At 45.6% G+C, this 20,083-nt stretch carries 19 protein-coding genes; 9 read left to right on the top strand and 10 right to left on the bottom strand.

All coding sequences use genetic code 11. The features are described from left to right. The first annotated feature begins 36 nt into the window (after window positions 1–36). From DDT91_RS15740 to DDT91_RS15725, 4 genes are all read left to right on the top strand, one after another. Window positions 37–1,245 carry a hypothetical protein gene (locus tag DDT91_RS15740; protein WP_187177153.1) on the top strand — a complete coding sequence of 403 codons (1,209 nt, stop codon included), beginning with the start codon at window positions 37–39 and terminating at the stop codon, window positions 1,243–1,245. A gap of 200 nt (window positions 1,246–1,445) precedes the next feature. Beyond that, entirely contained in the window at window positions 1,446–2,468 is a 1,023-nt protein-coding gene (locus DDT91_RS15735) for a TIM barrel protein (RefSeq protein ID WP_187177315.1), read from the top strand. Between the two features lie 212 nt (window positions 2,469–2,680). Continuing rightward, entirely contained in the window at window positions 2,681–3,847 is a 1,167-nt protein-coding gene (locus DDT91_RS15730; RefSeq protein WP_187177152.1) for a Gfo/Idh/MocA family protein, read from the top strand. A gap of 145 nt (window positions 3,848–3,992) precedes the next feature. Continuing rightward, window positions 3,993–5,024: a proline iminopeptidase-family hydrolase gene (locus tag DDT91_RS15725; protein WP_187177151.1), complete on the top strand. Its 1,032-nt coding sequence runs from the start codon at window positions 3,993–3,995 to the stop codon at window positions 5,022–5,024. Between the two features lie 143 nt (window positions 5,025–5,167). On the opposite strand, the gene DDT91_RS20700 is transcribed toward DDT91_RS15725, so the two are convergent. The 5 genes from DDT91_RS20700 to DDT91_RS15705 all read right to left on the bottom strand — a co-directional run bounded on the left by DDT91_RS20700 (window position 5,168) and on the right by DDT91_RS15705 (window position 8,613). Continuing rightward, window positions 5,168–5,566, bottom strand: coding sequence for a hypothetical protein (locus DDT91_RS20700; RefSeq protein ID WP_255502147.1), 399 nt, complete (start codon window positions 5,564–5,566; stop codon window positions 5,168–5,170). After that, window positions 5,542–6,270 (bottom strand): DUF5009 domain-containing protein, encoded by a 729-nt coding sequence (locus tag DDT91_RS15720; RefSeq protein WP_255502146.1) that lies wholly within the window; start codon window positions 6,268–6,270, stop codon window positions 5,542–5,544. The genes DDT91_RS20700 and DDT91_RS15720 overlap by 25 nt, the downstream gene beginning before the upstream one ends. 118 nt (window positions 6,271–6,388) lie before the next feature. Further along, complete coding sequence (locus DDT91_RS15715) at window positions 6,389–7,036, bottom strand: hemolysin III family protein (RefSeq protein ID WP_187177150.1); 648 nt, start codon at window positions 7,034–7,036, stop codon at window positions 6,389–6,391. Window positions 7,037–7,042: 6 nt separating this feature from the next. Continuing rightward, complete coding sequence (locus tag DDT91_RS15710; RefSeq protein WP_187177149.1) at window positions 7,043–7,888, bottom strand: sulfurtransferase; 846 nt, start codon at window positions 7,886–7,888, stop codon at window positions 7,043–7,045. A 128-nt stretch (window positions 7,889–8,016) separates the two neighbouring features. After that, on the bottom strand, window positions 8,017–8,613 hold the full coding sequence (locus tag DDT91_RS15705) for a DUF2911 domain-containing protein (protein ID WP_187177148.1): 597 nt from the start codon (window positions 8,611–8,613) through the stop codon (window positions 8,017–8,019). Window positions 8,614–8,759: 146 nt separating this feature from the next. On the opposite strand from DDT91_RS15705, the gene ppsA reads away from it, so the two are divergent. The 3 genes from ppsA to DDT91_RS15690 all read left to right on the top strand — a co-directional run bounded on the left by ppsA (window position 8,760) and on the right by DDT91_RS15690 (window position 12,443). Further along, window positions 8,760–11,126, top strand: a complete 2,367-nt coding sequence (gene ppsA / locus DDT91_RS15700; protein ID WP_187177147.1) for a phosphoenolpyruvate synthase — start codon at window positions 8,760–8,762, stop codon at window positions 11,124–11,126. A 156-nt stretch (window positions 11,127–11,282) separates the two neighbouring features. After that, window positions 11,283–12,041 (top strand): glucose 1-dehydrogenase, encoded by a 759-nt coding sequence (locus tag DDT91_RS15695; protein WP_187177146.1) that lies wholly within the window; start codon window positions 11,283–11,285, stop codon window positions 12,039–12,041. Between the two features lie 54 nt (window positions 12,042–12,095). Then, complete coding sequence (locus DDT91_RS15690; RefSeq protein WP_187177145.1) at window positions 12,096–12,443, top strand: MmcQ/YjbR family DNA-binding protein; 348 nt, start codon at window positions 12,096–12,098, stop codon at window positions 12,441–12,443. A gap of 11 nt (window positions 12,444–12,454) precedes the next feature. On the opposite strand, the gene DDT91_RS15685 is transcribed toward DDT91_RS15690, so the two are convergent. Next, the gene (locus DDT91_RS15685; protein WP_187177144.1) at window positions 12,455–12,922 is read right to left on the bottom strand and encodes an RES family NAD+ phosphorylase; all 468 of its coding nucleotides are present in this window, start codon (window positions 12,920–12,922) and stop codon (window positions 12,455–12,457) included. Next, the gene (locus tag DDT91_RS15680; protein WP_187177143.1) at window positions 12,922–13,401 is read right to left on the bottom strand and encodes an antitoxin Xre/MbcA/ParS toxin-binding domain-containing protein; all 480 of its coding nucleotides are present in this window, start codon (window positions 13,399–13,401) and stop codon (window positions 12,922–12,924) included. The genes DDT91_RS15685 and DDT91_RS15680 overlap by 1 nt, the downstream gene beginning before the upstream one ends. 133 nt (window positions 13,402–13,534) lie before the next feature. Here DDT91_RS15680 and DDT91_RS15675 point away from each other — a divergent pair, with 133 nt between their 5' ends. Beyond that, entirely contained in the window at window positions 13,535–14,494 is a 960-nt protein-coding gene (locus DDT91_RS15675; protein WP_187177142.1) for an ABC transporter ATP-binding protein, read from the top strand. 183 nt (window positions 14,495–14,677) lie between these two features. Here DDT91_RS15675 and DDT91_RS15670 read toward each other — a convergent pair whose 3' ends face one another. The 3 genes from DDT91_RS15670 to DDT91_RS15660 are packed head-to-tail and all read right to left on the bottom strand — an operon-like array spanning window position 14,678 to window position 18,343. After that, the gene (locus DDT91_RS15670; RefSeq protein WP_187177141.1) at window positions 14,678–15,202 is read right to left on the bottom strand and encodes a peptidylprolyl isomerase; all 525 of its coding nucleotides are present in this window, start codon (window positions 15,200–15,202) and stop codon (window positions 14,678–14,680) included. A 14-nt stretch (window positions 15,203–15,216) separates the two neighbouring features. Continuing rightward, window positions 15,217–15,942: a class I SAM-dependent methyltransferase gene (locus DDT91_RS15665; protein WP_187177140.1), complete on the bottom strand. Its 726-nt coding sequence runs from the start codon at window positions 15,940–15,942 to the stop codon at window positions 15,217–15,219. After that, window positions 15,929–18,343, bottom strand: a complete 2,415-nt coding sequence (locus tag DDT91_RS15660) for a YfhO family protein (RefSeq protein WP_187177139.1) — start codon at window positions 18,341–18,343, stop codon at window positions 15,929–15,931. The genes DDT91_RS15665 and DDT91_RS15660 overlap by 14 nt, the downstream gene beginning before the upstream one ends. Before the next feature lie 256 nt (window positions 18,344–18,599). Here DDT91_RS15660 and ffh point away from each other — a divergent pair, with 256 nt between their 5' ends. Then, window positions 18,600–19,940 (top strand): signal recognition particle protein, encoded by a 1,341-nt coding sequence (gene ffh, locus DDT91_RS15655; protein ID WP_187177138.1) that lies wholly within the window; start codon window positions 18,600–18,602, stop codon window positions 19,938–19,940. Window positions 19,941–20,083: the final 143 nt, after the last annotated feature.

Raw genomic sequence — 20,083 nt, 5'->3', positions numbered from 1 at the left:
AAAAAAAAATAACTCAATAACTTAATAACCAATACGATGAGTTTAGCAAAAAAGGCCCTGGAGCAGGGCGAAGGTATTTTAAGATTGACTCCAACTTGGGTTCCCCGGTCCTTCTGCGTGCCAGGAAGAAGAATCAAGCTGCATCCGGATGATTATTATTCCTTTGGGGGTATGCGTGGAGGAATAGATGAGCGATGGTTTTCATCCACCACTCCTGCCCAAAATGGTCCCCTGACATCCAAAAATGAAGGTCTCAGTCACATAGCCTATGAAGACGGCAAGAAGACCGAATTATTTCTACTAAAAGATGCGATCGACGAGTTGGGTGCTGCAATTATCGGAAGTAGACTTTGGGATCAGTACAAGTCTTGGCCGATGTATTCCAAGTTTTTTGACAACATGGGGCCACTTCCTCACCACATTCACCCATCGGATGAATTTGGCAAGTTGACCAACCAAAACGGAAAACCAGAGGCCTACTATTTTCCTCCTCAAGTGAATAATCATGGAGGAGACTTTCCTTACACCTTCTTTGGAATCGCTCCAGGCACCAGCAAGGATACGATCTTGGATTGCCTGAAAAACTTCACCAAAGGCGATAACAAAATCACCAATTACTCCCAAGCCTTCCGACTTCAGCCGGGTACAGGTTGGGATGTGCCTCCGGGAATGCTACATGCTCCGGGATCGCTTTGTACTTACGAGCCTCAAAAGGCCTCTGATATTTTCGCGATGTATCAGTCATTGGTCAACGAAGCGATTATCCCGGAAGAATTGCTTTGGAATGCCACTCCGAAAAACCGCTGGGGTGACTATGAATTGCTGGTAGAAATGATCGATTGGGATCTGAATGTGAATCCGAACTTAATGGATAATCACTACATGGAGCCAAAACCAGTCCATGCTGTCGCGGAAATGAATGCTGCCGGCTATCATGAAAACTGGATTTGCTACCGTTCACATGACTACAGCGCTAAGGAGCTGACTGTATTTCCCGGTCAAACCGTGGTAATCAAAGATGCCGCTGCTTATGGAATGATCATGATGCAGGGCTATGGCAAAATGGGTGTGTGGGATATCGAGACGCCTGCTTTGATCCGCTTTGGTCAATTGACTCATGACGAATATTTTGTGTCAGAAGATGCTGCTAAAGCCGGTGTGAAGATCACCAATCTGTCCAAAACTGACCCGATTGTGATGCTAAAGCACTTTGGACCAAGAAATCCGGATTTGGTGGTTGGCTGAGAATCAAGAAGCTAGAGACAAGAAGCGAGATACTAGACATGAGACATAAGACGCTAGACCTAAGATTCGGAAAAGATGGTTGATGCTGGTACATTTCGGTCTTCCGTCTTCGGTCTCCTGTCTTTCAGCATGTTTTCATCGGTCATCCGACAACGGACATCGGACAAATTTTAACTCAACTATTCAACAATAAACTCAACATAACCATGAACAATTTCCCGAAACTCCACAATGCCACTTGGCCTGGCTTAGTAGGAAAAGGGCCGGATTCTGAGCCGGTCATTCCCTTTGATACGCTTCTTTACATGACTGCCGCTGCCGAAGTCAACGGAGTCAAATTTGATGGAATCGATGTAGGTTTACTTGAGCCACACTTCAATCTGGATGATCCTGATGAACCCAAGAGACTTGCCGATAAAGTTGCCAAGCACAATTTGAAAGTAGGGTCTCTGGTAGCTCCAATCTGGGCAGGTTCGGCGATGGGTACAGCCGATCAGCGAAAGACCTTTGTCGAGATGGTTCGCAAATCCTGCGAATTCGGACAAAAACTGAAGGAATTGGGCGTTCGAGAATACGGGATCGTCCGAATCGATTCCGCTGCCGGAGTATCCGACTGGGCAAAAGATCCGGTTGGAAATTCCAAACTTATCGCTAAAACCTTTCAGGAAGCTGCTGATGTGGCTGCAGGATTTGGTGAAAGACTTGCCGCCGAAGGAGAAATTTGCTGGGGTGGCATGCACAGCTGGAAACACATGGTCGAATTGTTGGAAATGACGGATCGAAAAAATGTGGGATTCCAGGCAGATATGTCCCATACCTTCCTTTACACCATGGGCTATAATGCTCCCGAGCATCGTATTCTTCCTGCAGATGCGGATTTGAAGGATAGAGAGGTCATCAAAGCGGCCTTGAAAACCGTAACAGACGCCCTTCGGCCTTGGACCATAGACTTTCACGTGGCTCAAAATGACGGATCCGTGTTTGGTTCTGGATCACACGATAAGACCGGCCGTCACTGCCAAGCAACCGATCCAAATGGATTATTGGATATCGCACATGATGCAGGCTACTGGCTGAGAGATGGAAATGGTAACCTGACCAAAGCCATGACTCACATTTGCTGGGATGGATGTATGTTCCCCAATGCAGTCATGGAAAAGCAGCATACTTGGAATGACATCCTCGCCGCCATGGTCAAAGTGAGGGAAGCACATGGATGGTAAATCTGAAGTTTGAAGGCAGAAAGCTAAGTCGATTTACGAATTCAGATTTATGATTTACGAGATCAAAATTAGAGTTGAGAATGAATTTGATTCTCTGGATTTAAACCACTCTAAACCTGTCTTCTGCCTAAGAGTTTTTGATTCCTTAACAATCTTAAAATTTTCTTATCTGCCACGGCGGACAAGTTCTTTCAATATTAAATCTTTCAATTATGAGCAATAAAAAACAAATCCGAGTAGGCTTAATCGGTACGGGACTGATGGGCCGAATTCATACGAATGGGTATAAGCGTTTGGCTGACTTTTTCCCGGAATACGAATATGTACCTGTACTACAGGCCTGCTGCTCCAGAAGAGAATCCAATGCGAAAGCGTTTATGGAGCGTTGGGGATATGCATCCTACGAAACTGACTGGAGAAGAATCATCGAGCGTGACGATATCGATGCCGTGGATATCTGTACTCCAAATGATACCCATGCCGAAATCGCCATTGCCGCAGCCAAAGCAGGTAAAATGATCCTTTGTGAAAAACCTTTGGCAAGGACTGTGGCTGAAGCAGAGGGAATGGTGAAGGCTGTGGAAGAAGCTGGAGTTCAAAATACGGTTTGGTATAATTACCGCCGGGTGCCAGCTGTAACTTTGGCTAAAAACATCGTGGCATCCGGCAAGTTGGGCAAGATTTTCCACTACCGAGCAAACTTCCTCCAGGACTGGACCATCAATCCGGATCTTCCTCAAGGAGGTGATGCACTTTGGAGATTGGATGTGGATGCGGCAGGTTCTGGTGTGACCGGCGACTTGCTTGCGCACTGCATCGACACTGCGATGTGGATCAATGGGGGGATTAAGGACGTATCGGCAGTGACAGAGACTTTTGTGAAAGAGCGCGTTCACCAAGGAACAGGTCAGAAGCAGGCGGTAGGAATCGACGATGCTTGTATCTTCCATTGTCATTTCGATAATGGTTCTCTGGGACTTTTCGAAGCCACCCGATACGCCCGTGGTCATAAAGCGCTTTACACTCTGGAAATTAATGGTGAGCACGCCTCTATCCGTTGGGATTTGCATGACATGAATCGATTGGAATATTTTGACCACAGTGACGAAGGTAAGGTTAGAGGCTGGAGATCTATTCACATCACCGACGGAGATCATCCATACATGAATCGTTGGTGGATCCCAGGGACTTCAATAGGATATGAACATTCCTTTATCCATCAGGTAGCAGACTTTTTTTACAGCCTTCAGTCTGGAGAACCCTGCCATCCGACTTTCAGAGATGCTTTTGAAACCCAAAAAGTTTGCGAAGCGGTGTTGGATTCCGCCCGTGACCGAGCTTGGAAAGATACCGGAGTGCAGTGGGTAGAAAAGGTGTGAAAGGATAAAGTTTGAAAAAAGAAAGCTAAAGGCCCAAATCGAAAGGTTTGGGTTTTTTCTTTTTGGATAAGGCAACTCAAAAAAAGAAGCTTGAATCCCATCTTTCTTTCTCCTAATTTGACCTAATCCTAAAAACGAAGAGACCATGAACAAACTGTATTACTTGTTTATCGCAGCGGCTGGAATGCTTTTTTCCTGTCAATCCCAAACCCAAACGGAAGAGGTTCAGTCCGACTCCACAGCTGTGGTTCTGGAGGAAGGAGTGCAGATGATTCCGATTCAGACTCCGAAAGGTGAATTCAAGGTGTTTACCAAGCGTGTAGGCGATAATCCCACCAGGAAAGTGCTGCTTCTCCACGGAGGACCGGGCATGACTTATGAGCAATACGCCAATTTCAAGAACTTTTTTCCTCAGGAAGGGATTGAATTTATTTGGTATGATCAGTTGGGTTCGGCACATTCTGATCAGCCGGAGGATTCCACACTTTGGACGATCGAGCGATTTGTGGATGAAGTCGAGCAAGTCAGAACTGCTTTGGGATTGAATAAGGATAATTTTTACCTACTTGGACAGTCTTGGGGTGGAATGTTAAGTATGGAGTATGCGCTGAAGCATCAGGACAAGCTTAAAGGCCTGATCATTTGCAACATGATGTCTAGCCTCGATGAGTATGAAAAATATGCCAAGGAAGTTCTCGGGCCACAGATGCCTAAAGAGGTTTTTGCTGAAGTGATGGAGATCGAGCGTAAAGGTGATTTTGAGAATCCCCGCTACATGGAGCTGCTAGGCGAGCATCATTATCCCCAGCATGTACTCCGAATGCCTCCTGGTGAATGGCCCGAGGAGATCAACCGAATGATGTCTCAAGTCAATCCCAATGTATATGTATTTATGCAAGGTTACAGTGAGTTTGGCATTACTCCTGGAGCCAGTTTGAAAGGTTGGAACATTAAAGATCAGTTGAAGAATATTACAGTGCCTACCTTGGTGGTCGGTGCAACTCACGATACCATGGACCCCAAACATATGGAATGGATGTCCAAACAAGTAGCCAATGGCCGATTTTTGCTTTGTCCCAACGGTAGTCATTTGAGCCAATACGACGATCCGGAGCACTTTTTCCCGGGAGTGATCCAGTTTATCAAGGATGTGGATTCGGGAAGTTTTGGAAAGTAAGTATTCAACCCTCCAAGTGTTTTGATCCCTAGGAGGGTTTGTTTTACATATATTCGTTTGAAAAAGTCTTGAGTTTTACATTTTTTCATTTGAAAAAGTGTGATGACTACATTTTTTCAAACGAATCCTGAAATCGCCACTCCCTAAATCCTAAAGAAAATCCCTTTTCTGTACAGAAAATAGCATAGTCCCCACATCGCAATCAAGGCACCAAGGGAAGCAATCAGGAACAGTCCGTGTTCCCCGAATCCCATCCAGCCAAAGACTCCTCCAGTGAAAATTCCGACCGTTTTATTCATCCATCTTCCCAGCATTTCTGCAAATAGGTAAATGAAAATCGAGTTCATGCCCACAATTAAAAACGGGAAAATGCCTTTTCGGCGATTTTTCACATCTACCCACCAAAAGAACAGCGCTAATGCCAACAAGGCCCATCCGCCAGAGGCAAATACAAAGGAAACCGTACTGATTCGCTTGATAATTGGGGTGATTCCAGTCAAATCCAACCCGTATCCAATCACCAATCCAGCCAATCCGGCCAAAATAAAGGTTTTGATTTTTTCAGAAGCAGGCTTGGCCGAAAGCAACAAATTACCGCAAATGGCCCCCAAATGGTATGTGCAGCTGTTGGGATCGCATTGATGGCCACCCATCCTCCCTTATTGATTTTGCCCATCAGGAGCTGGTCCGTATAGTTGCCAAAGTTGGTACCGTGCTCGAATGGAACTTCTGGATTGTAGGTTCGGTAGAGAATTTCGGTCAAAGCCAATAGTCCCAAGGAAACTCCAAGCTGCACCTTCCACCCTTTGGTCAAGAGGAGGTAGGTGACCAAAATGGTGAAGGAAAGCTGAGTCAATACATTCCAAAGTTCAAAGACCATCTTTCCTGAATACACGCAGTGCAGACCTGTTCCAAAAAGGAACAGAATCAAACAGCGTTTCAAAATATGCAGGGTCACTTTGCTTCGATCCTCAGCAAGGGCTAATCTTTTGTTTAGCGAAAAAGGCATCGCCACTCCCACGATAAACATGAAGAAAGGCTGGATCAAATCCCAAAACCGAAGCCCGTTCCACTCATGATGGGTAAATTGAAGAAAAAAAGGATGGAGTGAATGTCCCTCGGGAAAAAGCTCCAGCAAAGCATCATAGACCAAGGAAGCCTCGGCTACCAACAAAAACATGGTCAATCCGCGGTAAACATCCAGCGAAACCAATCGCTGAGTCGGGTTGGGCGAAAGTGCAGTCATAGTGAGGTTAATGGGTTCAGTTGAAGATAAAAAATGCTTCTGAAACCTCGATAAAGTTGTGATAAATGGAGAGCTAGAATTTCTTTTTCCAAAAAGAATATTTTGGGAGATGGGGTTTTTATGATACCAGTTGATACACCGCCACATAATGCGCAGCCGTACCTCCAAGCACAAACAAATGCCAAATGGTGTGGTAGTAAAGCCTTTCGCTTTTTACATAAAAGTACACTCCTATGGTATAGCTTAGACCGCCCAAACCAATCCAGACCAGCGTGTCCCAAGAGATTTTTTCTATCAAATCCCAGATAAAAAAGACAGCTAACCAGCCCATAGTTAGGTAAATAATGACCGAAAGAGTTTTGAATTTTCCGGTGAAAAAAAGCTTGAAAAACGTCCCTACCAGCACCGAACCCCAAATGATGCTTAGAAAGAGAATGGCTGTTTGTATTTTCAGAATTGCCAAAATCATAGGCGTGTACGAACCCGCAATCAAAAAATAGATGGACACATGATCCATGATCTGAAATCTGGCCTTTTTCTTGGGATTCTTGGCAGCATGATAGGCGGTCGAAAAGCCATACACCATCAGCAATCCCAAACTGAAGGTTAGTGTTCCAATCAGATGGAGGTAGTCAACTTGAAGCAGACTTTTTTGGATCAAAAATGGAATTCCGAAGATGCCAAAAATCAACCCAAATGCATGAGAAAGAGCGTTAAGTCTTTCTTCGTAAGGAGTCTGGATTCTTTTTTTTACAGATTTTTCCACCCGATTTTAGCCTAAAGACTTACCGATGGGTTTGTCATTTCTGCTCCATTCACTCCAAGATCCCACGTAAAGTTTTGGAATGCCCAGACCTGCATAATCCATGGCTAATAGCGTGTGGCAGGCTGAAACTCCAGACCCGCAGTGAATGATGATATTTTCATTGGGCAGCTCACCCATCAATGGAAGGTATCGGGCTTTGATTTCTTCAGGAGAGAGGAATTTGCCTTCCTTATCCATGTTTTCTGTCAGTGGCATATTGACTGCTCCTGGAATATGCCCTGCGATCAAGTCAATGGGCTCTTGTTCTCCTCGATAGCGTTCGGAAGATCTTACATCGATCACCAGATGGTTTTTATCCCAAGCCACTGCTTCCACTTCCTCCATAGAAGCTATCCCCAGATTCCAGCCTGAGGCAGGATAGGGCATGGTTTCTTCTCCCTGATCCGCTGCGGATGAGGTCGGGATTCCGGCAGCGACACCTGCTTGAAATCCACCTTCGAGTACCTGGACATTTTCATGTCCCAATGCCCTCAGCATCCACCACATCCGAGCTGCTGCATTGGCGCCATTTTGATCATCATAGACCACGACATGGCTTTCCGGTGTAATTCCCAATCGACCCAAGACTACGCAAAAATCGCTCACTTCTGGAAGAGGGTGTCTTCCTCCAATGGCTAAATTTTCCTTGATATCGGCTAAATCTTCATTCGGGTCTACAAATCTTGCTCCCTTGAGATGTCCTTGGGCAAAAGTTTGCTTAGGATTGGGGCTATTGCGGGCATCTACCAGGATTAAGCCTTTTCTTCCTAAAATGGTCTTCAGATCTTCTGCAGAAATGATGGGAGAATTCATGAGCTATGGGGAGTAGGTTGTTTCGAAAGTTAAAGAATTACTGAGTTAAAAAGCATAAAAAAACCTGTCTCGGTGTTGGAGACAGGTTTTGAGGTTTGTAAGTCCTGGTTCAGAAAAGGCTTTGGAGCTTAGAATTGAGTCTTAAACTGCTCCATTTTCTGGTTTACTTGAGTGTCAACAGGGAAAGAAACTTTTACGCCTTCCCACGCCATGGTGATGATGGCAGTTTTGTTGTCGTTGGCAGAGATGTGATACTGCAAGCGCTCGGTATTTCCACCTCTTTCTGTGGTTGCTTTGAATGAAACCGCATCGTCTTTGGCAAGAGCTTCTTCGTCGATTTTACCGTCTTTCATGTAAGAAAATACGGAAGCTGCTTTGCTGTTGAGGTGTACAGTCCAATCTCCAGACTCAGTTGGAGTCATGAAGATGGAATATTTTCCAGCTCTCAAGTTTTTGCCGCCTACGCTTACTCCTGTACTGAATTCGATTACAGTTTGTGCATTGGCACCCGCTCTCCAGGTAACTCCGTATTTTTCGATTTCACCGAAGATTTTACGACCCTTCACAGCCGGTGAGGAGTAGTCTATGCTGATTTTGGTGAAGCCGACATTTTGGGAAACGAAAGCGGCCGGGCTCAATGCAGGCTGCTGAAGCTGTGCAAAAGCGGCAAAAGAGGAGGTGATAAACAGCGCAAAGGCTAAGAAAAAGAGTTTGGTGTTTTTCATGATTTGTTGGATTTGGGTTTTGGTTTGTGAAGCTAACAAAAAAATCCTGAGGTTGTTCGAAAGTGGGAAATATGGCCATCAACTGACTTTTATCAGGGTTATTCTATGCCCTTCTGATTAGGTTTAAGAAGACTAAAAGAAGCGACATGAACGACTTGATTATTGCTTTTGACCGCTTGGGAATTCAGGATGTGGGAAAGGTCGGTGGAAAAAACGCGTCCCTCGGAGAAATGTTCCAGCAGCTCAATCCGCTGGGGATTCATATTCCAAATGGTTTTGCAGTCACAGCTGATGCTTATCGTCTTTTTCTTGCTGAAAACGGGCTTGAGAAATTTATCTTGGATTGCTTGGCAGAATTGGACCAAGCTCAATTTTCCAATCTTAGGGAAGTGTCCCAGACCATCAAAGAAAGAATACTCCTTGGGAAAATTCCCGAGTCGCTGGTTTCTGAGGTACTCACTGCCTACCGAGAGCTTTGCGAAGAGGCAGGTCGAGAACTTGATGTGGCCGTACGAAGCAGTGCTACAGCGGAGGATTTGCCTGGAGCGAGTTTTGCGGGACAGCATGATTCTTTTTTGAATATCCGTGGGGAGGAAGCTCTTCTAGAAAAGGTGAAGGCTTGTTTTGCTTCTTTGTACAATGCCCGGGCAATAAAATATCGGCATGACAAAGGATTTGATAAGCATGTCATTGCACTTTCGGTGGGAGTGCAGGCTATGGTCAGGGCCGACTTGGCAAGTAGTGGAGTGATTTTTACCATCGAGCCTGAGACGGGTTTTCAAGATGCCATTTTGATCACCGGTTGCTGGGGTTTGGGAGAAAATATCGTCCAAGGAGCCGTGATTCCGGATGAGTTTTTGGTTTTTAAGCCTTCCCTCGAAAAAGGCAAAAAAGCCATTATCTCTAAAAAAGCCGGTTCCAAGACAAAAACAATGGTGTACTCCGAATCCGGTGGGGTGATCAATTTGGATACAGATCCGGCAAAACAGCGGGAATTTGTTTTGAATGATCTTGAAATTGAAACCTTGGGCAAATGGGCTTTACAAATTGAAAAGCATTACAAAATGCCCATGGATATTGAGTGGGCTAAAGATGGGTTGGATGGCAGTTTATACATTGTCCAAGCCCGACCGGAAACGGTTCATTCTGAAAAAGACGCCTATTTGTTAAGAGAATTTTCATTGATTGAAAATGGAGAGCTTCTCGTATCAGGTTTTGCCATAGGAAATGGGATTACATCTGGAAAAGTGAAAATTCTGCATTCTCCGGCAGAGGCAGATCTGTTGGAAGAGGGGGAAATATTACTGACAGAAATTACGAATCCCGACTGGGATCCTATCATGAAGAAGGCTGCTGCGATCATCACGGCTAAGGGCGGAAGAACCAGCCATGCGGCTATCGTAGCTCGGGAAGTAGGGGCTTTAGCGATCGTGGGGGCAGAAAATGCATTGGAAACCCTAAAAACAGGCGATTTGGTCACCATCGACAATGCTTCGGGAAAGATGGGAAAAGTTTTTAGAGGCAATCTTAAGTGGAAAGAAACTCAACACAATTTCCGCGGGATGAAGCTACCTAAAACTAAGCCGATGTTTATCCTGGCGGATCCGGAGAAGGCCTTTGATCTGTCCTTTTTTCCGAATCAAGGAGTTGGACTCATGCGGATGGAATTTGTGATCAACAAGAGCATTCGGATTCACCCTATGGCTTTGGTTCATTTTGATCAGTTGGAAAATCAGGAGGAAAAGACACTGATCGAGTCGCTCTGCCAGGGCTATTCAGATAAAAAAGAATACTTCGTGGACAAACTTACCCAGGCAGTAGCGACCATTGCAGCAGCTTTTTATCCCAAAGAGGTCATTCTTAGAATGAGTGACTTCAAGTCCAATGAGTACGCCAATCTGATAGGAGGAAAGCAATTTGAGGAGAAGGAAGAAAATCCCATGCTTGGTTTCAGAGGGGCTTCCCGCTATTACCACGAGCGGTATCGGGAAGGATTTGCTTTGGAATGTGACGCGGTGAAGCGAGTAAGGGAAGAAATGGGATTGGATAATTTGAAAATCATGATTCCGTTCTGTCGGACACCCGAAGAAGGCAAAAAAGTTCTGGATTTGATGGCTTCGCTGGGTTTGAAGAAAGCGGAAAATGGCTTGGAAATTTATGTCATGGCCGAGATTCCTTCCAATGTGATTCAGGCAGAGGAATTTGCTGAACTATTCGACGGATTCTCTATTGGGTCGAATGACTTGACTCAACTTACCTTAGGTGTAGATCGGGATTCGGAAGTATTGGGCGAATGGTTTGACGAAAACAATCCATCTGTCAAGTGGATGATTTCTGAAGTGATACGGGTAGCGAAGGCCAAGGGTAAAAAAATCGGGCTTTGTGGACAGGCGCCGAGTGATAGGCCGGAGTTTGCCAAGTTTCTCATCGCGCAGGGAATCAATAGCATTTCCTTCAATGCCGATGCTCTCCTGAAAGGGATTGAGAATATGGTGGAAGCAGAGAGGAAGTGATCAGTTGGCAGTCTCAGTTTGCAGTATTCCGAGTATTAAAAAGTGAATGATTTAGTGGATGAGGCATCCATTTGATTTTTAAGAAATCTGAAAAAATCATAACAGGATAACCAGACAACCAAAAACAGTAAAAAGAACACTAAAAAGATAGCATCTATGAAAAAGCTTGAAAATAAAGTCGCCATCGTCACCGGGGCAGCCTCAGGAATGGGAAAAGCCATCGCATTGCTTTTTGCTCAAGAAGGAGCTAAAGTAGTCGTTACCGATCTCAACTCAGCTGACGCAGAGGAAGTAGCAGATCAGATCCGTCATGCAGGAGGTCATGCCCTGGGTTTGAAATGTGATGTTTCAGATGAAGATCAAGTGAAGCGAATGGTGCATGGGGCAATCCATGAGTTTGGTAGTTTGGATATTTTGGTCAACAATGCCGGGATTATGGACAATTTCATGCCTTTGGAAAAAGTGACAGACCAGCTTTGGGAAAAAGTCATGGCAGTGAATGTAAATGGCCCTTTCTACGCCAGCCGATTGGCAATTACCCAAATGCTGCAACAGGGGAAAGGTGTCATTATCAATATTGCTTCAATCGGAGGGGTGTCTGGCTCAAGGGCTGGTTTAGCTTACACCACTTCGAAGCATGCTTTAATAGGAATGAGTAAAAACATTGGTTTCATGTATGCCAAAAAGGGCATCCGATGTAATGTGATCGCTCCAGGAGGTGTCCATACCAACATCATGCGCGATGCCCAACCGGATCCCGAAGGAGCAGCGCTTTGCAGCAGTGGGGCGGGATCAATGCCAAGAATGGGAGAATCGGATGAGATCGCGAAAGTCGCTTTGTTCCTCGCTTCAGATGACTCCTCCTTTGTCAATGGAGAGGTTTTAGTTGCAGATGGAGGTTGGTTGGCTTATTGACGGGCTTATTTTGGTAATTTGGAGCCATTAAAATGGTCCCAAACTCAAAGATCAATGACGCTCGAGTATTTCCGTGATTTTTGCTTGGCCTTGCCCCATGTGACCGAGGATACGCCCTTTGATGCCAATACGCTTTGCTTTCGGATTGGAGGAAAGATTTTTGCCATTGTTGATATGGATGTATTCGATTATGCCAATCTGAAATGCGATCCCGAACGCTCCATCGAACTCCGGGAGCAATACCCCGGAATTACTCCAGGGTACCACATGAATAAAAAATGGTGGAACTCGGTCAGCGTCCGAGGAGATGTGCCTGATCGGTTGATTTTGGAATTGATCCGGCACAGTTATGAGTTGATTTTTTCATCTTTACCGAAAAAAATAAAGGATGACTTGACTTAGCAAAGGATTGGTTATTTTCTCAACCGTGAATCAAAAATCAGCCTCTTGGAAGCTGTCATTCTGATCCTTTGAGCATCAGGATGTATGGGATTGATCAAGTAATTGAATTCTTCGGGGACAATCGCACTCGGAACTCTCAGAACTGCAGCCTCTTGTTGCTTGACAAATTCATCTCCGATCAGCTGGGTTTCAAGAATGGGTGGTTTGGCTTCCCAATTCAAGGGGAGATCCAGTGGGTCGAGTTCTAGAATTTCCACTTCATCAGGGATTTCCATGGTGATAAGGTGTCGATCAATAGGAAGATCTTCTTGAATATCCAAATGAACAGAAACTTCCAGAATAGCCAAGGCCCGAGATTCGGCTGTATAGACCATGCGGGTAGAAAGACTGTTCCATCGAAATCCTTCTGAAAGTGAAGCCCCAATTCCGCTCAATGCAGAATTGAGATATTTTTCCCGCTCGATTCTAAAAACCAACATTAGGCTAAATTCCCGTATTCCAGCCTATTCAGACAGTTTTTTACCTCCTGAATTCCAGTGATCGAATCAAAAAAACTCTCAGGGCTCATCCCTCCCAAGGACTGGTTTGGCTTTTTAAGCCAGCGAAGGAGTTTTTCAGTTTCTCCATTAAAAACCTCTATCCCAAAATCCAGAATTTCGGTAATCAGCAAAACTGCCTCTGTTTCCTTTCCCCCAAGAAGGGCATTTTCACGGCGCTTTTTGTTGTAAGTGGTCTGAGGAATGTCAAAAAGGTTTAACACATCGCGGATCGGTAAATTGATTTTTTTTCCGATCACTTCTAAAGCACTGAAAGGAACCCCTTCACGGCTTATCGCTACCCTTTCCAGTTTAGATTTCCAAGAATAATTTTTCCCTTCTGTTTCCAAAATCCAGCTTTTGGAGGCTTTATTCTTTTCAGACGGGGAGGTGGGATTGAATTTTTTTCTGGCCAAACTCATACTGTTTGAAGCAATTATGCTGTTAATGTATAACAAATCTGTTGAATTCCATTTTTTACACAAGAAAAAAGAATGTATCTAGATTTCCCCTTCTTTTTGACCATTTTTGGAAGCACGCAATTTCGATTCTCCAATGACCTTCCTATCCATACGCCACCTTTCCAAATCCTATGATTCTCATGTGGCTTTGCATGACTTTTCAATGGAACTTGCCCGTGGAGAGTTTTTGTCCATCGTAGGAGAAAGTGGATCGGGAAAAAGTACCCTCCTGAGGATGATTGCAGGCTTGATGGTACAAAGTGGAGGACAAGTGTTTTTAGAGGAAAAACTCATCGAAAATCCCGCTCAAAAGCTAGTGCCTGGCTATGACGAGATCAAACTTATCCATCAGGATTACCAGCTTTTTCCCAATTCCACGGTGGAAGAAAACATCAACCGACCCTTGCTTCAGTATGATGCCAAGTACCGTGAACAGCGTGTCAACCGTCTCTTAAATCAGTTTGGGTTGGAAAATTACAAGGATCGATTACCCAGGCAACTCAGCGGAGGTCAACAGCAAAAGGTAGCCATTGCGCAGGCTTTGGCAGTGGAACCCGAGGTTTTGCTCTTGGACGAGCCCTTCAGTCACTTGGATGCTATCCAAAAGCGGAAATTGATTTTTGAGCTGAAGGAATTGCTGAAAGAAATGGGCACCACGGTCATCTTTGTGACACATGACTTGGACGATGCCCTGCGTCTGACTGACTCTCTTTTGATTTTGCAAAAGGGAAAAGTAGTGCAAAAAGGCAATTCCAAAGACCTCTGCGAGCATCCCAAATCCCGCTATGTGGCGAGGCTTTTTTCACCCATCAACCTAATTCCAGACCGATTCAACAGCTACGTGCGTCCGGCAGATGTACGACTTCGCACCCGAGGAGAATTAATGGGGCATGTGGTGGATTTGAGATATTTGGTTCATTACAATTCCCTATTGATCCGGCTTCGGGAAGGGGGACATATCTGGGAAGTGGACGATCCGATCCGTAAATACCAAATAGGCGATAGGGTGTACCTGCACTTCGATGAGGAAAAAGTATTGGTGCTTAAATCTTAGGGAGCCGCAAAGGTCACGAAGAGAAAAAATGAGGACACAAAGAGATTTTTAAGTGATCAGTGGTCAGTAAGCAGTGATCAGTCCTCTTTGAAACTGACCACTGTTATTTTTCTTTGCGAACTCTTTAAAAACTTTGTGCCCTTGGAGGTTAAAAACTGCCTACTGCAACTGCCAACTGATCACTTAATCATGCGCTCCATGCTCTCCATGCACATGACCGTGCTTGATTTCTTCCTTGGTTGCTTCCCGCACTTCCATGATATTCCCCTCGAAATGCAGATCGAAACCCACCAAAGGATGATTGAAATCTAGGAGCAACTGCTCTCCCAAATCTTTTAGGATTTTAGCCTGCATGCTGTAGCCGTTTTCATCCATTAAGGGTAGAAAGTTCCCTTCTTCCAGCATTTCAGGAGAAAACCCTCTTTCTCCAGAAAACTGCTCTTTGGGTAGGGTAATGATCAGTTCATCGTCTGCTTCCCCATAGGCATCTGCCATGGTCAGGGTAAATGAAAAGTCTTCGCCTTCTTCTTTTCCTTCCAAAAGCTCTTCAAACTTTTCAGGCAGGCCACTCATGCCGAATAGAAAGTAAAAAGGATCTTCTTCATCACGTATTTCCACGCTGAAAGGTGCCGATTCGATGCCGTCCTCTTCTTTGCTGACCTTGAGTTCGTAGGTCAAGCCGACCACAGTATTGGTGTTGATTTTCATATTTTTCGATTGGTTTACTTGGTAAGGCCGTATTTCAGGCGGATTCGAATTCGTTCTTTAAGCACAGCCCATTTGCTTTTTGGAGTAGAGCTGCGCAGAGGTTTGGCTGATCGGAAGACAAAGTATTGATAGTCTTTTTCTTCGAAGAAAAGCCCGTAGGTTTCCATTTTCTCAAGAAAAAAGCCGTTGGACGTGATGCTTTTGATCAAGTCACCCGAGTCCAAAGGCTGATCGATGACTTGGAGTTTTTCGGGTTCGTTTTCGATCATCCATTGCAAATATCTTGGGGCAGGAATGTGAATGAAAATCACAGAATCTGCATGAGAATGCTTCTGGATATTCTGGAAAAGACGGAAGTGCTGGTCGACCGGAATGTGCTCCAACACGTCAGGAAACACAAAGAAGTCGAAGGTTTCACCTTTTTTGTCAAAGTCCGACATGTCCGAAACCTCAAAACTGAGGTTTTTTTGATCTTTCCAGAGGACTTTAGCTTTCTCGATGCTTTCAGGGGAAATATCTACTGCCAACACCTTACCTTGGGGCACTTGCGTAGCCAACAGATGGGAAACGGTACCGATCCCGCAGCCCACCTCCAAAATCCGGTGATTATTTTGAAGTCCGGCTTGCTTCACTTTATCCAAAATGCTCAAATGCCGGGAATTGATTCCCGTCTTTGCCTGCTTTTCGGCAAATTGATCATAAAAGCTGACGACTTTGTCTTTTTCCTCAGGCTGCTGCATCGGATTTTTTGTAAGTGAAGAAAACGCCTGCAATCAAAGTCAACACGATCAAATACTGGAAAATGACCATGGGAGTCTTGGTCGCATAGTAACTAGATGGGGCAAAGGTAAAGACAATTTCATGGGAACCCTGAGGAATTTCCAATCCTCTCAGCAGGTAATTGACCCGAAGAATCTTGGCTTCCTGTCCGTCGATGGTGGCCGTCCAGCCCTCAGGATAGTGAATTTCGGAAAATACTACCAATCCTCCCTGAGCCATTTCGGCTTGGTACTTCATTTCGTTAGGGCTGTGGCTGGTGAGATTGACCTCTCCTGAACCAGCCTTCGCTTCGCCAAATTCTTGGGTATTTAGGGTAGCTTGGGTTTTGGTATTGATCTGTCCCAGTTGATCCATTTCGGCTTGGTTACTAGTGACCGGAACAATCTCTGTCGGAACCCAAGCCGGGCCATTAGCTTCAGGGTTTTCAAATATCCCGTTGGCCTCACTGCCTGCGATCAGGTATTTGGTGTTGAGCATGTTGATCGTGCCAATGGATTCCCAATCGAAAGTGCCTTCTTGGGCTTTTTTCACAAACTCCTGCAATTCAAATTGAAGGCGATTGTCGACTAGGTCTTGGTACCGGCGCAGCTTTGCTCCATGGTAGCCGCCCAAACTATTGAATCGGTAGCTGGTACGAGCGCCTTGGGTCAGTCCTTCCGTTAGCGGCAACACTCGAAAATAGCCCTGATCTTGGGCAAGGGATTGCTCGGCAGGAGTTTCTGCGAAAAACTGTCTCGAAGGATTTCTCTGGAAAGACTCTGCATTCAAATAGCGACGGTTGATCGTCCACACATCAATGGTGATCAAGGCAATCAGGCCAGCACCCAGAATCAGCTCTGAAATTTTGCCTTTCAGATAAAAATAAATCAATCCGATAGAGAGCGCTACAAAAGTAAAACTTTTCCAAGCCGAGGCAGAAAGCATACTCTTTCGGTCAGCCTTCATAGCTGTCACCAACCAATCCGGGAAATTAGCATCTGCTGCCCCTTCAAATCGGAAAAATGCACCTGCCGCGACCGCCAAAATCAAGGTCAATCCCGCCACAATTCCTCCGGAAATCAGCAAAGGCTTGAGTTCTTTGGTTTTGGTCAGTCTTTCCAAAGCAATCATTCCCAACACCGGCACGGCAAACAGCGTCATTCCCAAAGCCATGGAAACTGCCCGAAACTTGTTATATCCAGGCAAAATGTCAAATAACAGGTAGTTGAACCAAGCCAGGTTTTTTCCCCAACTCAGCATTAGGGAGAGCACGATGATGGTGCCGAAGGTGATCAGGCTTTCTTTTGGCGCAGCCCAAATCCCCAAAACCGCCAAGAAAACCAGAATCACGCTGCCATAGATCGGTCCGCCCGTAAAAGGCTGATCCCCCCAATAGGTAGGAGCACCTTTGATAAATCCATTGATTTGAGCAGGGTCGAGTCCTTGAGCACGGAGCGCTTTTTCGGATGCGGAATCTTTGGGAAGAGGCGTGTTGCTTCCTCCTCCATAGAAGTCCGGCACGATCAAGGTCAGGGTTTCCAAAATTCCATTTGACCAGCCAAATGCGTAGTCCTTGTCCAAGCCGGAAGAGGTGCTTTCCAAAGTCGCTTTTCCCCGGGTAGAGTAGGGACTGTATTCGAGAGCTGTGGCCAGTCTTCCGAGATTTCCTCCCACTGCCAAAACAGCTCCGATGACCAAAAATCCGATGGTTTTGAACAGTCCACCAATTCCTTCTTTTTTCCAGTCAAACACTAAACGAACAAGCACATAAATTACCGAAATGATCAGCGTGTAGTAGGTGATTTGGAGGTGATTGAATTTGAGTTGGAACAAAAGTCCAAGAGCCAAAAGGGCTGCTCCGAGGATCCGTTTTCGCTCAAAAGCCAGATGGATACCGGCCAGAATCAATGGAATCAGGCAAACTGCCCAGATTTTGGCATTGTGACCTGCCTCTAGAGAAAGTAGGTTGTAAGTATTGAAGGAAAATGCGATCGCTCCGGCAATGGAGAATATCGGCCTGACTTGAAAGCTGAGTAGTAAAACATACATGCCTAGCATTCCGAAAAACAATCCGTTGATCGGGTGGGGAAGACCTAGGGTCAGGACTGAAATCAGAAGGTTGGTGATGTCTCCGGCAAACTCCAGGGAGATAAAATAGGTGGGCATTCCGCCAAACATGCGGCTGGTCCAGAGGGCTTGCTCGCCGGTGGCAGCCCGGTAGTCAAGGACTTCTTTGGCCGAACCTTCCCATTGGAGGATATCGCTTTGGAAGATGATTTTCCCATCGAATACCATCGGTGAAAAGTACAGGACAACGATGAGGTAAAAGAGGATGACCCCGAGCAGATGGGGAAGAATGTCTTTCTGAAATTGGAGTTTCATGCAGGCCGTGAGATACGTTCAGGGTGCAAATTAGGGATTTCGTGGGAAAGAGCGAGAAGATAAGATTTCAAGATGTTCTCACAGATTTTTCATTCCTTCGGTCTTCGGTCTCCCGTCTTCCCGCTTTACCGCATCGGTCATCGGTCATCCGACATTGGACATCGAACAGACTTCCGTCTTCCTTCTTATTTCCCATATATTTTCCTTCCCAAACGCCCAAATTGATTACTTTTGCACCAAATAGCCGAAAAGCAGCATGTTTGATAATTTAAGTTTGAAGCTGGACCGGGCTTTCAAAACCCTGAAAGGAACCGGAAAAATCACCGAAATCAACGTCGCATCCACCGTAAAGGAGATCAGAAGAGCCCTGATTGATGCCGACGTCAACTATAAAGTAGCCAAGGAAGTCACCGACAAGATCAAGGACGAGGCCATGGGCCGGGACGTGTTGATCTCTGTTTCCCCGGGTCAACTCCTGGTAAAAATCACCCAAGAGGAGCTGACCAAACTCATGGGCGGTTCCAAAGTCGACATCAAACTCAGTGGTGATCCTGCTGTGATCCTAATATCAGGTTTGCAGGGTTCGGGTAAGACGACATTTACCGGAAAGCTCGGTAGTTTTTTGAAAAGGCAGGGCAGACAGGTGCTATTGGTGGCCTGTGATATCTACCGTCCTGCTGCGATTGACCAGCTGAAAGTGCTCGGGGAGCAGATCGGTGTGGAGGTCTATGCCGAACCTGAAAATAAAAATGCGCTTCAAATCGCCAACAATGCGATTGCCTATGCGAAGAAGACCGGTAAAAAAACCGTCGTAGTCGATACTGCGGGTCGTTTGGCGGTGGACGAGCAAATGATGAAGGAGATTGAGGAGTTGAAAAAAGCACTCAATCCTTCCGAGACACTTTTCGTCGTAGACTCGATGACAGGTCAGGATGCGGTGAATACGGCCAAGACCTTTGACGAGCGATTGGATTTTGATGGGGTAGTCCTGACCAAATTGGACGGTGATACGCGTGGTGGTGCGGCGATTTCGATCCGTCACGTAGTCAACAAGCCCATCAAATTCATCTCCACGGGTGAAAAGATGGAAAACCTGGACGTCTTCCATCCCGATCGTATGGCGCAGCGGATCCTCGGCATGGGTGACGTGATCTCCCTCGTAGAGCGTGCACAACAGTCCTTTGACGAAGAGGAAGCCAAGCGAATCAACGCCAAAATCCGTCAGAATAACTTCAACTTTGATGATTTCCTTTCTCAGCTGGAGCAGGTGAAAAAGATGGGTAACATCAAGGACCTGATCGGGATGATCCCTGGAATGGGTAAGGCGATGAAAGGCTTGGATATTGATGACGATTCCTTCAAGCCGATCGAAGCGATCATCCGCAGTATGACTCCAAAGGAGCGTCAGAATCCGGACATAATCGACGGGCGTCGAAGAAAACGTATTGCCGACGGATCTGGCCGAACCATCACCGAAGTCAACAATCTCATGAAGCAGTTTGACGACATGCGCAAGCTGATGAAGCAGATGAACAAGATGGGTGGTGCCAAGCAGGCTTTGGGTCGGATGATGCCTCCGGGGATGGGAAGAAGGTAAACGTAATTACGATTTTTGATTTACGATTTACGAGATTGATATGGGAATAACCCCATTTTACCCGATCAGAAATGGTCGGGTTTTTTTGCCACAAATAAAAGATTGAATAAGTTTTTAGGAGATGGTATTTAGAAAGAACTTAC

It is taken from the genome of Algoriphagus sp. AK58, assembly GCF_014324365.1.
Lineage (GTDB): Bacteria > Bacteroidota > Bacteroidia > Cytophagales > Cyclobacteriaceae > Algoriphagus.
Note: the sequence above shows the minus strand (reverse complement) of the source record. Positions and strands in the feature narration are given on the sequence as shown.

What these genes read in the sequence shown, in the direction of transcription:
- DDT91_RS15705 (WP_187177148.1), bottom strand. Translation starts at nt 8,613, where the DNA reads ATGAAAAACACCAAACTCTTTTTCTTAGCCTTTGCGCTGTTTATCACC.
- DDT91_RS15730 (WP_187177152.1), top strand. Translation starts at nt 2,681, where the DNA reads ATGAGCAATAAAAAACAAATCCGAGTAGGCTTAATCGGTACGGGACTG.
- DDT91_RS15665 (WP_187177140.1), bottom strand. Translation starts at nt 15,942, where the DNA reads ATGCAGCAGCCTGAGGAAAAAGACAAAGTCGTCAGCTTTTATGATCAA.
- DDT91_RS15680 (WP_187177143.1), bottom strand. Translation starts at nt 13,401, where the DNA reads ATGAGTTTGGCCAGAAAAAAATTCAATCCCACCTCCCCGTCTGAAAAG.
- DDT91_RS15675 (WP_187177142.1), top strand. Translation starts at nt 13,535, where the DNA reads ATGACCTTCCTATCCATACGCCACCTTTCCAAATCCTATGATTCTCAT.
- ffh (WP_187177138.1), top strand. Translation starts at nt 18,600, where the DNA reads ATGTTTGATAATTTAAGTTTGAAGCTGGACCGGGCTTTCAAAACCCTG.
- DDT91_RS15685 (WP_187177144.1), bottom strand. Translation starts at nt 12,922, where the DNA reads ATGTTGGTTTTTAGAATCGAGCGGGAAAAATATCTCAATTCTGCATTG.
- DDT91_RS15725 (WP_187177151.1), top strand. Translation starts at nt 3,993, where the DNA reads ATGAACAAACTGTATTACTTGTTTATCGCAGCGGCTGGAATGCTTTTT.
- DDT91_RS15740 (WP_187177153.1), top strand. Translation starts at nt 37, where the DNA reads ATGAGTTTAGCAAAAAAGGCCCTGGAGCAGGGCGAAGGTATTTTAAGA.
- DDT91_RS15710 (WP_187177149.1), bottom strand. Translation starts at nt 7,888, where the DNA reads ATGAATTCTCCCATCATTTCTGCAGAAGATCTGAAGACCATTTTAGGA.
- DDT91_RS15660 (WP_187177139.1), bottom strand. Translation starts at nt 18,343, where the DNA reads ATGAAACTCCAATTTCAGAAAGACATTCTTCCCCATCTGCTCGGGGTC.
- DDT91_RS15670 (WP_187177141.1), bottom strand. Translation starts at nt 15,202, where the DNA reads ATGAAAATCAACACCAATACTGTGGTCGGCTTGACCTACGAACTCAAG.
- DDT91_RS15695 (WP_187177146.1), top strand. Translation starts at nt 11,283, where the DNA reads ATGAAAAAGCTTGAAAATAAAGTCGCCATCGTCACCGGGGCAGCCTCA.
- DDT91_RS15690 (WP_187177145.1), top strand. Translation starts at nt 12,096, where the DNA reads ATGACGCTCGAGTATTTCCGTGATTTTTGCTTGGCCTTGCCCCATGTG.
- DDT91_RS15720 (WP_255502146.1), bottom strand. Translation starts at nt 6,270, where the DNA reads ATGACTGCACTTTCGCCCAACCCGACTCAGCGATTGGTTTCGCTGGAT.
- ppsA (WP_187177147.1), top strand. Translation starts at nt 8,760, where the DNA reads ATGAACGACTTGATTATTGCTTTTGACCGCTTGGGAATTCAGGATGTG.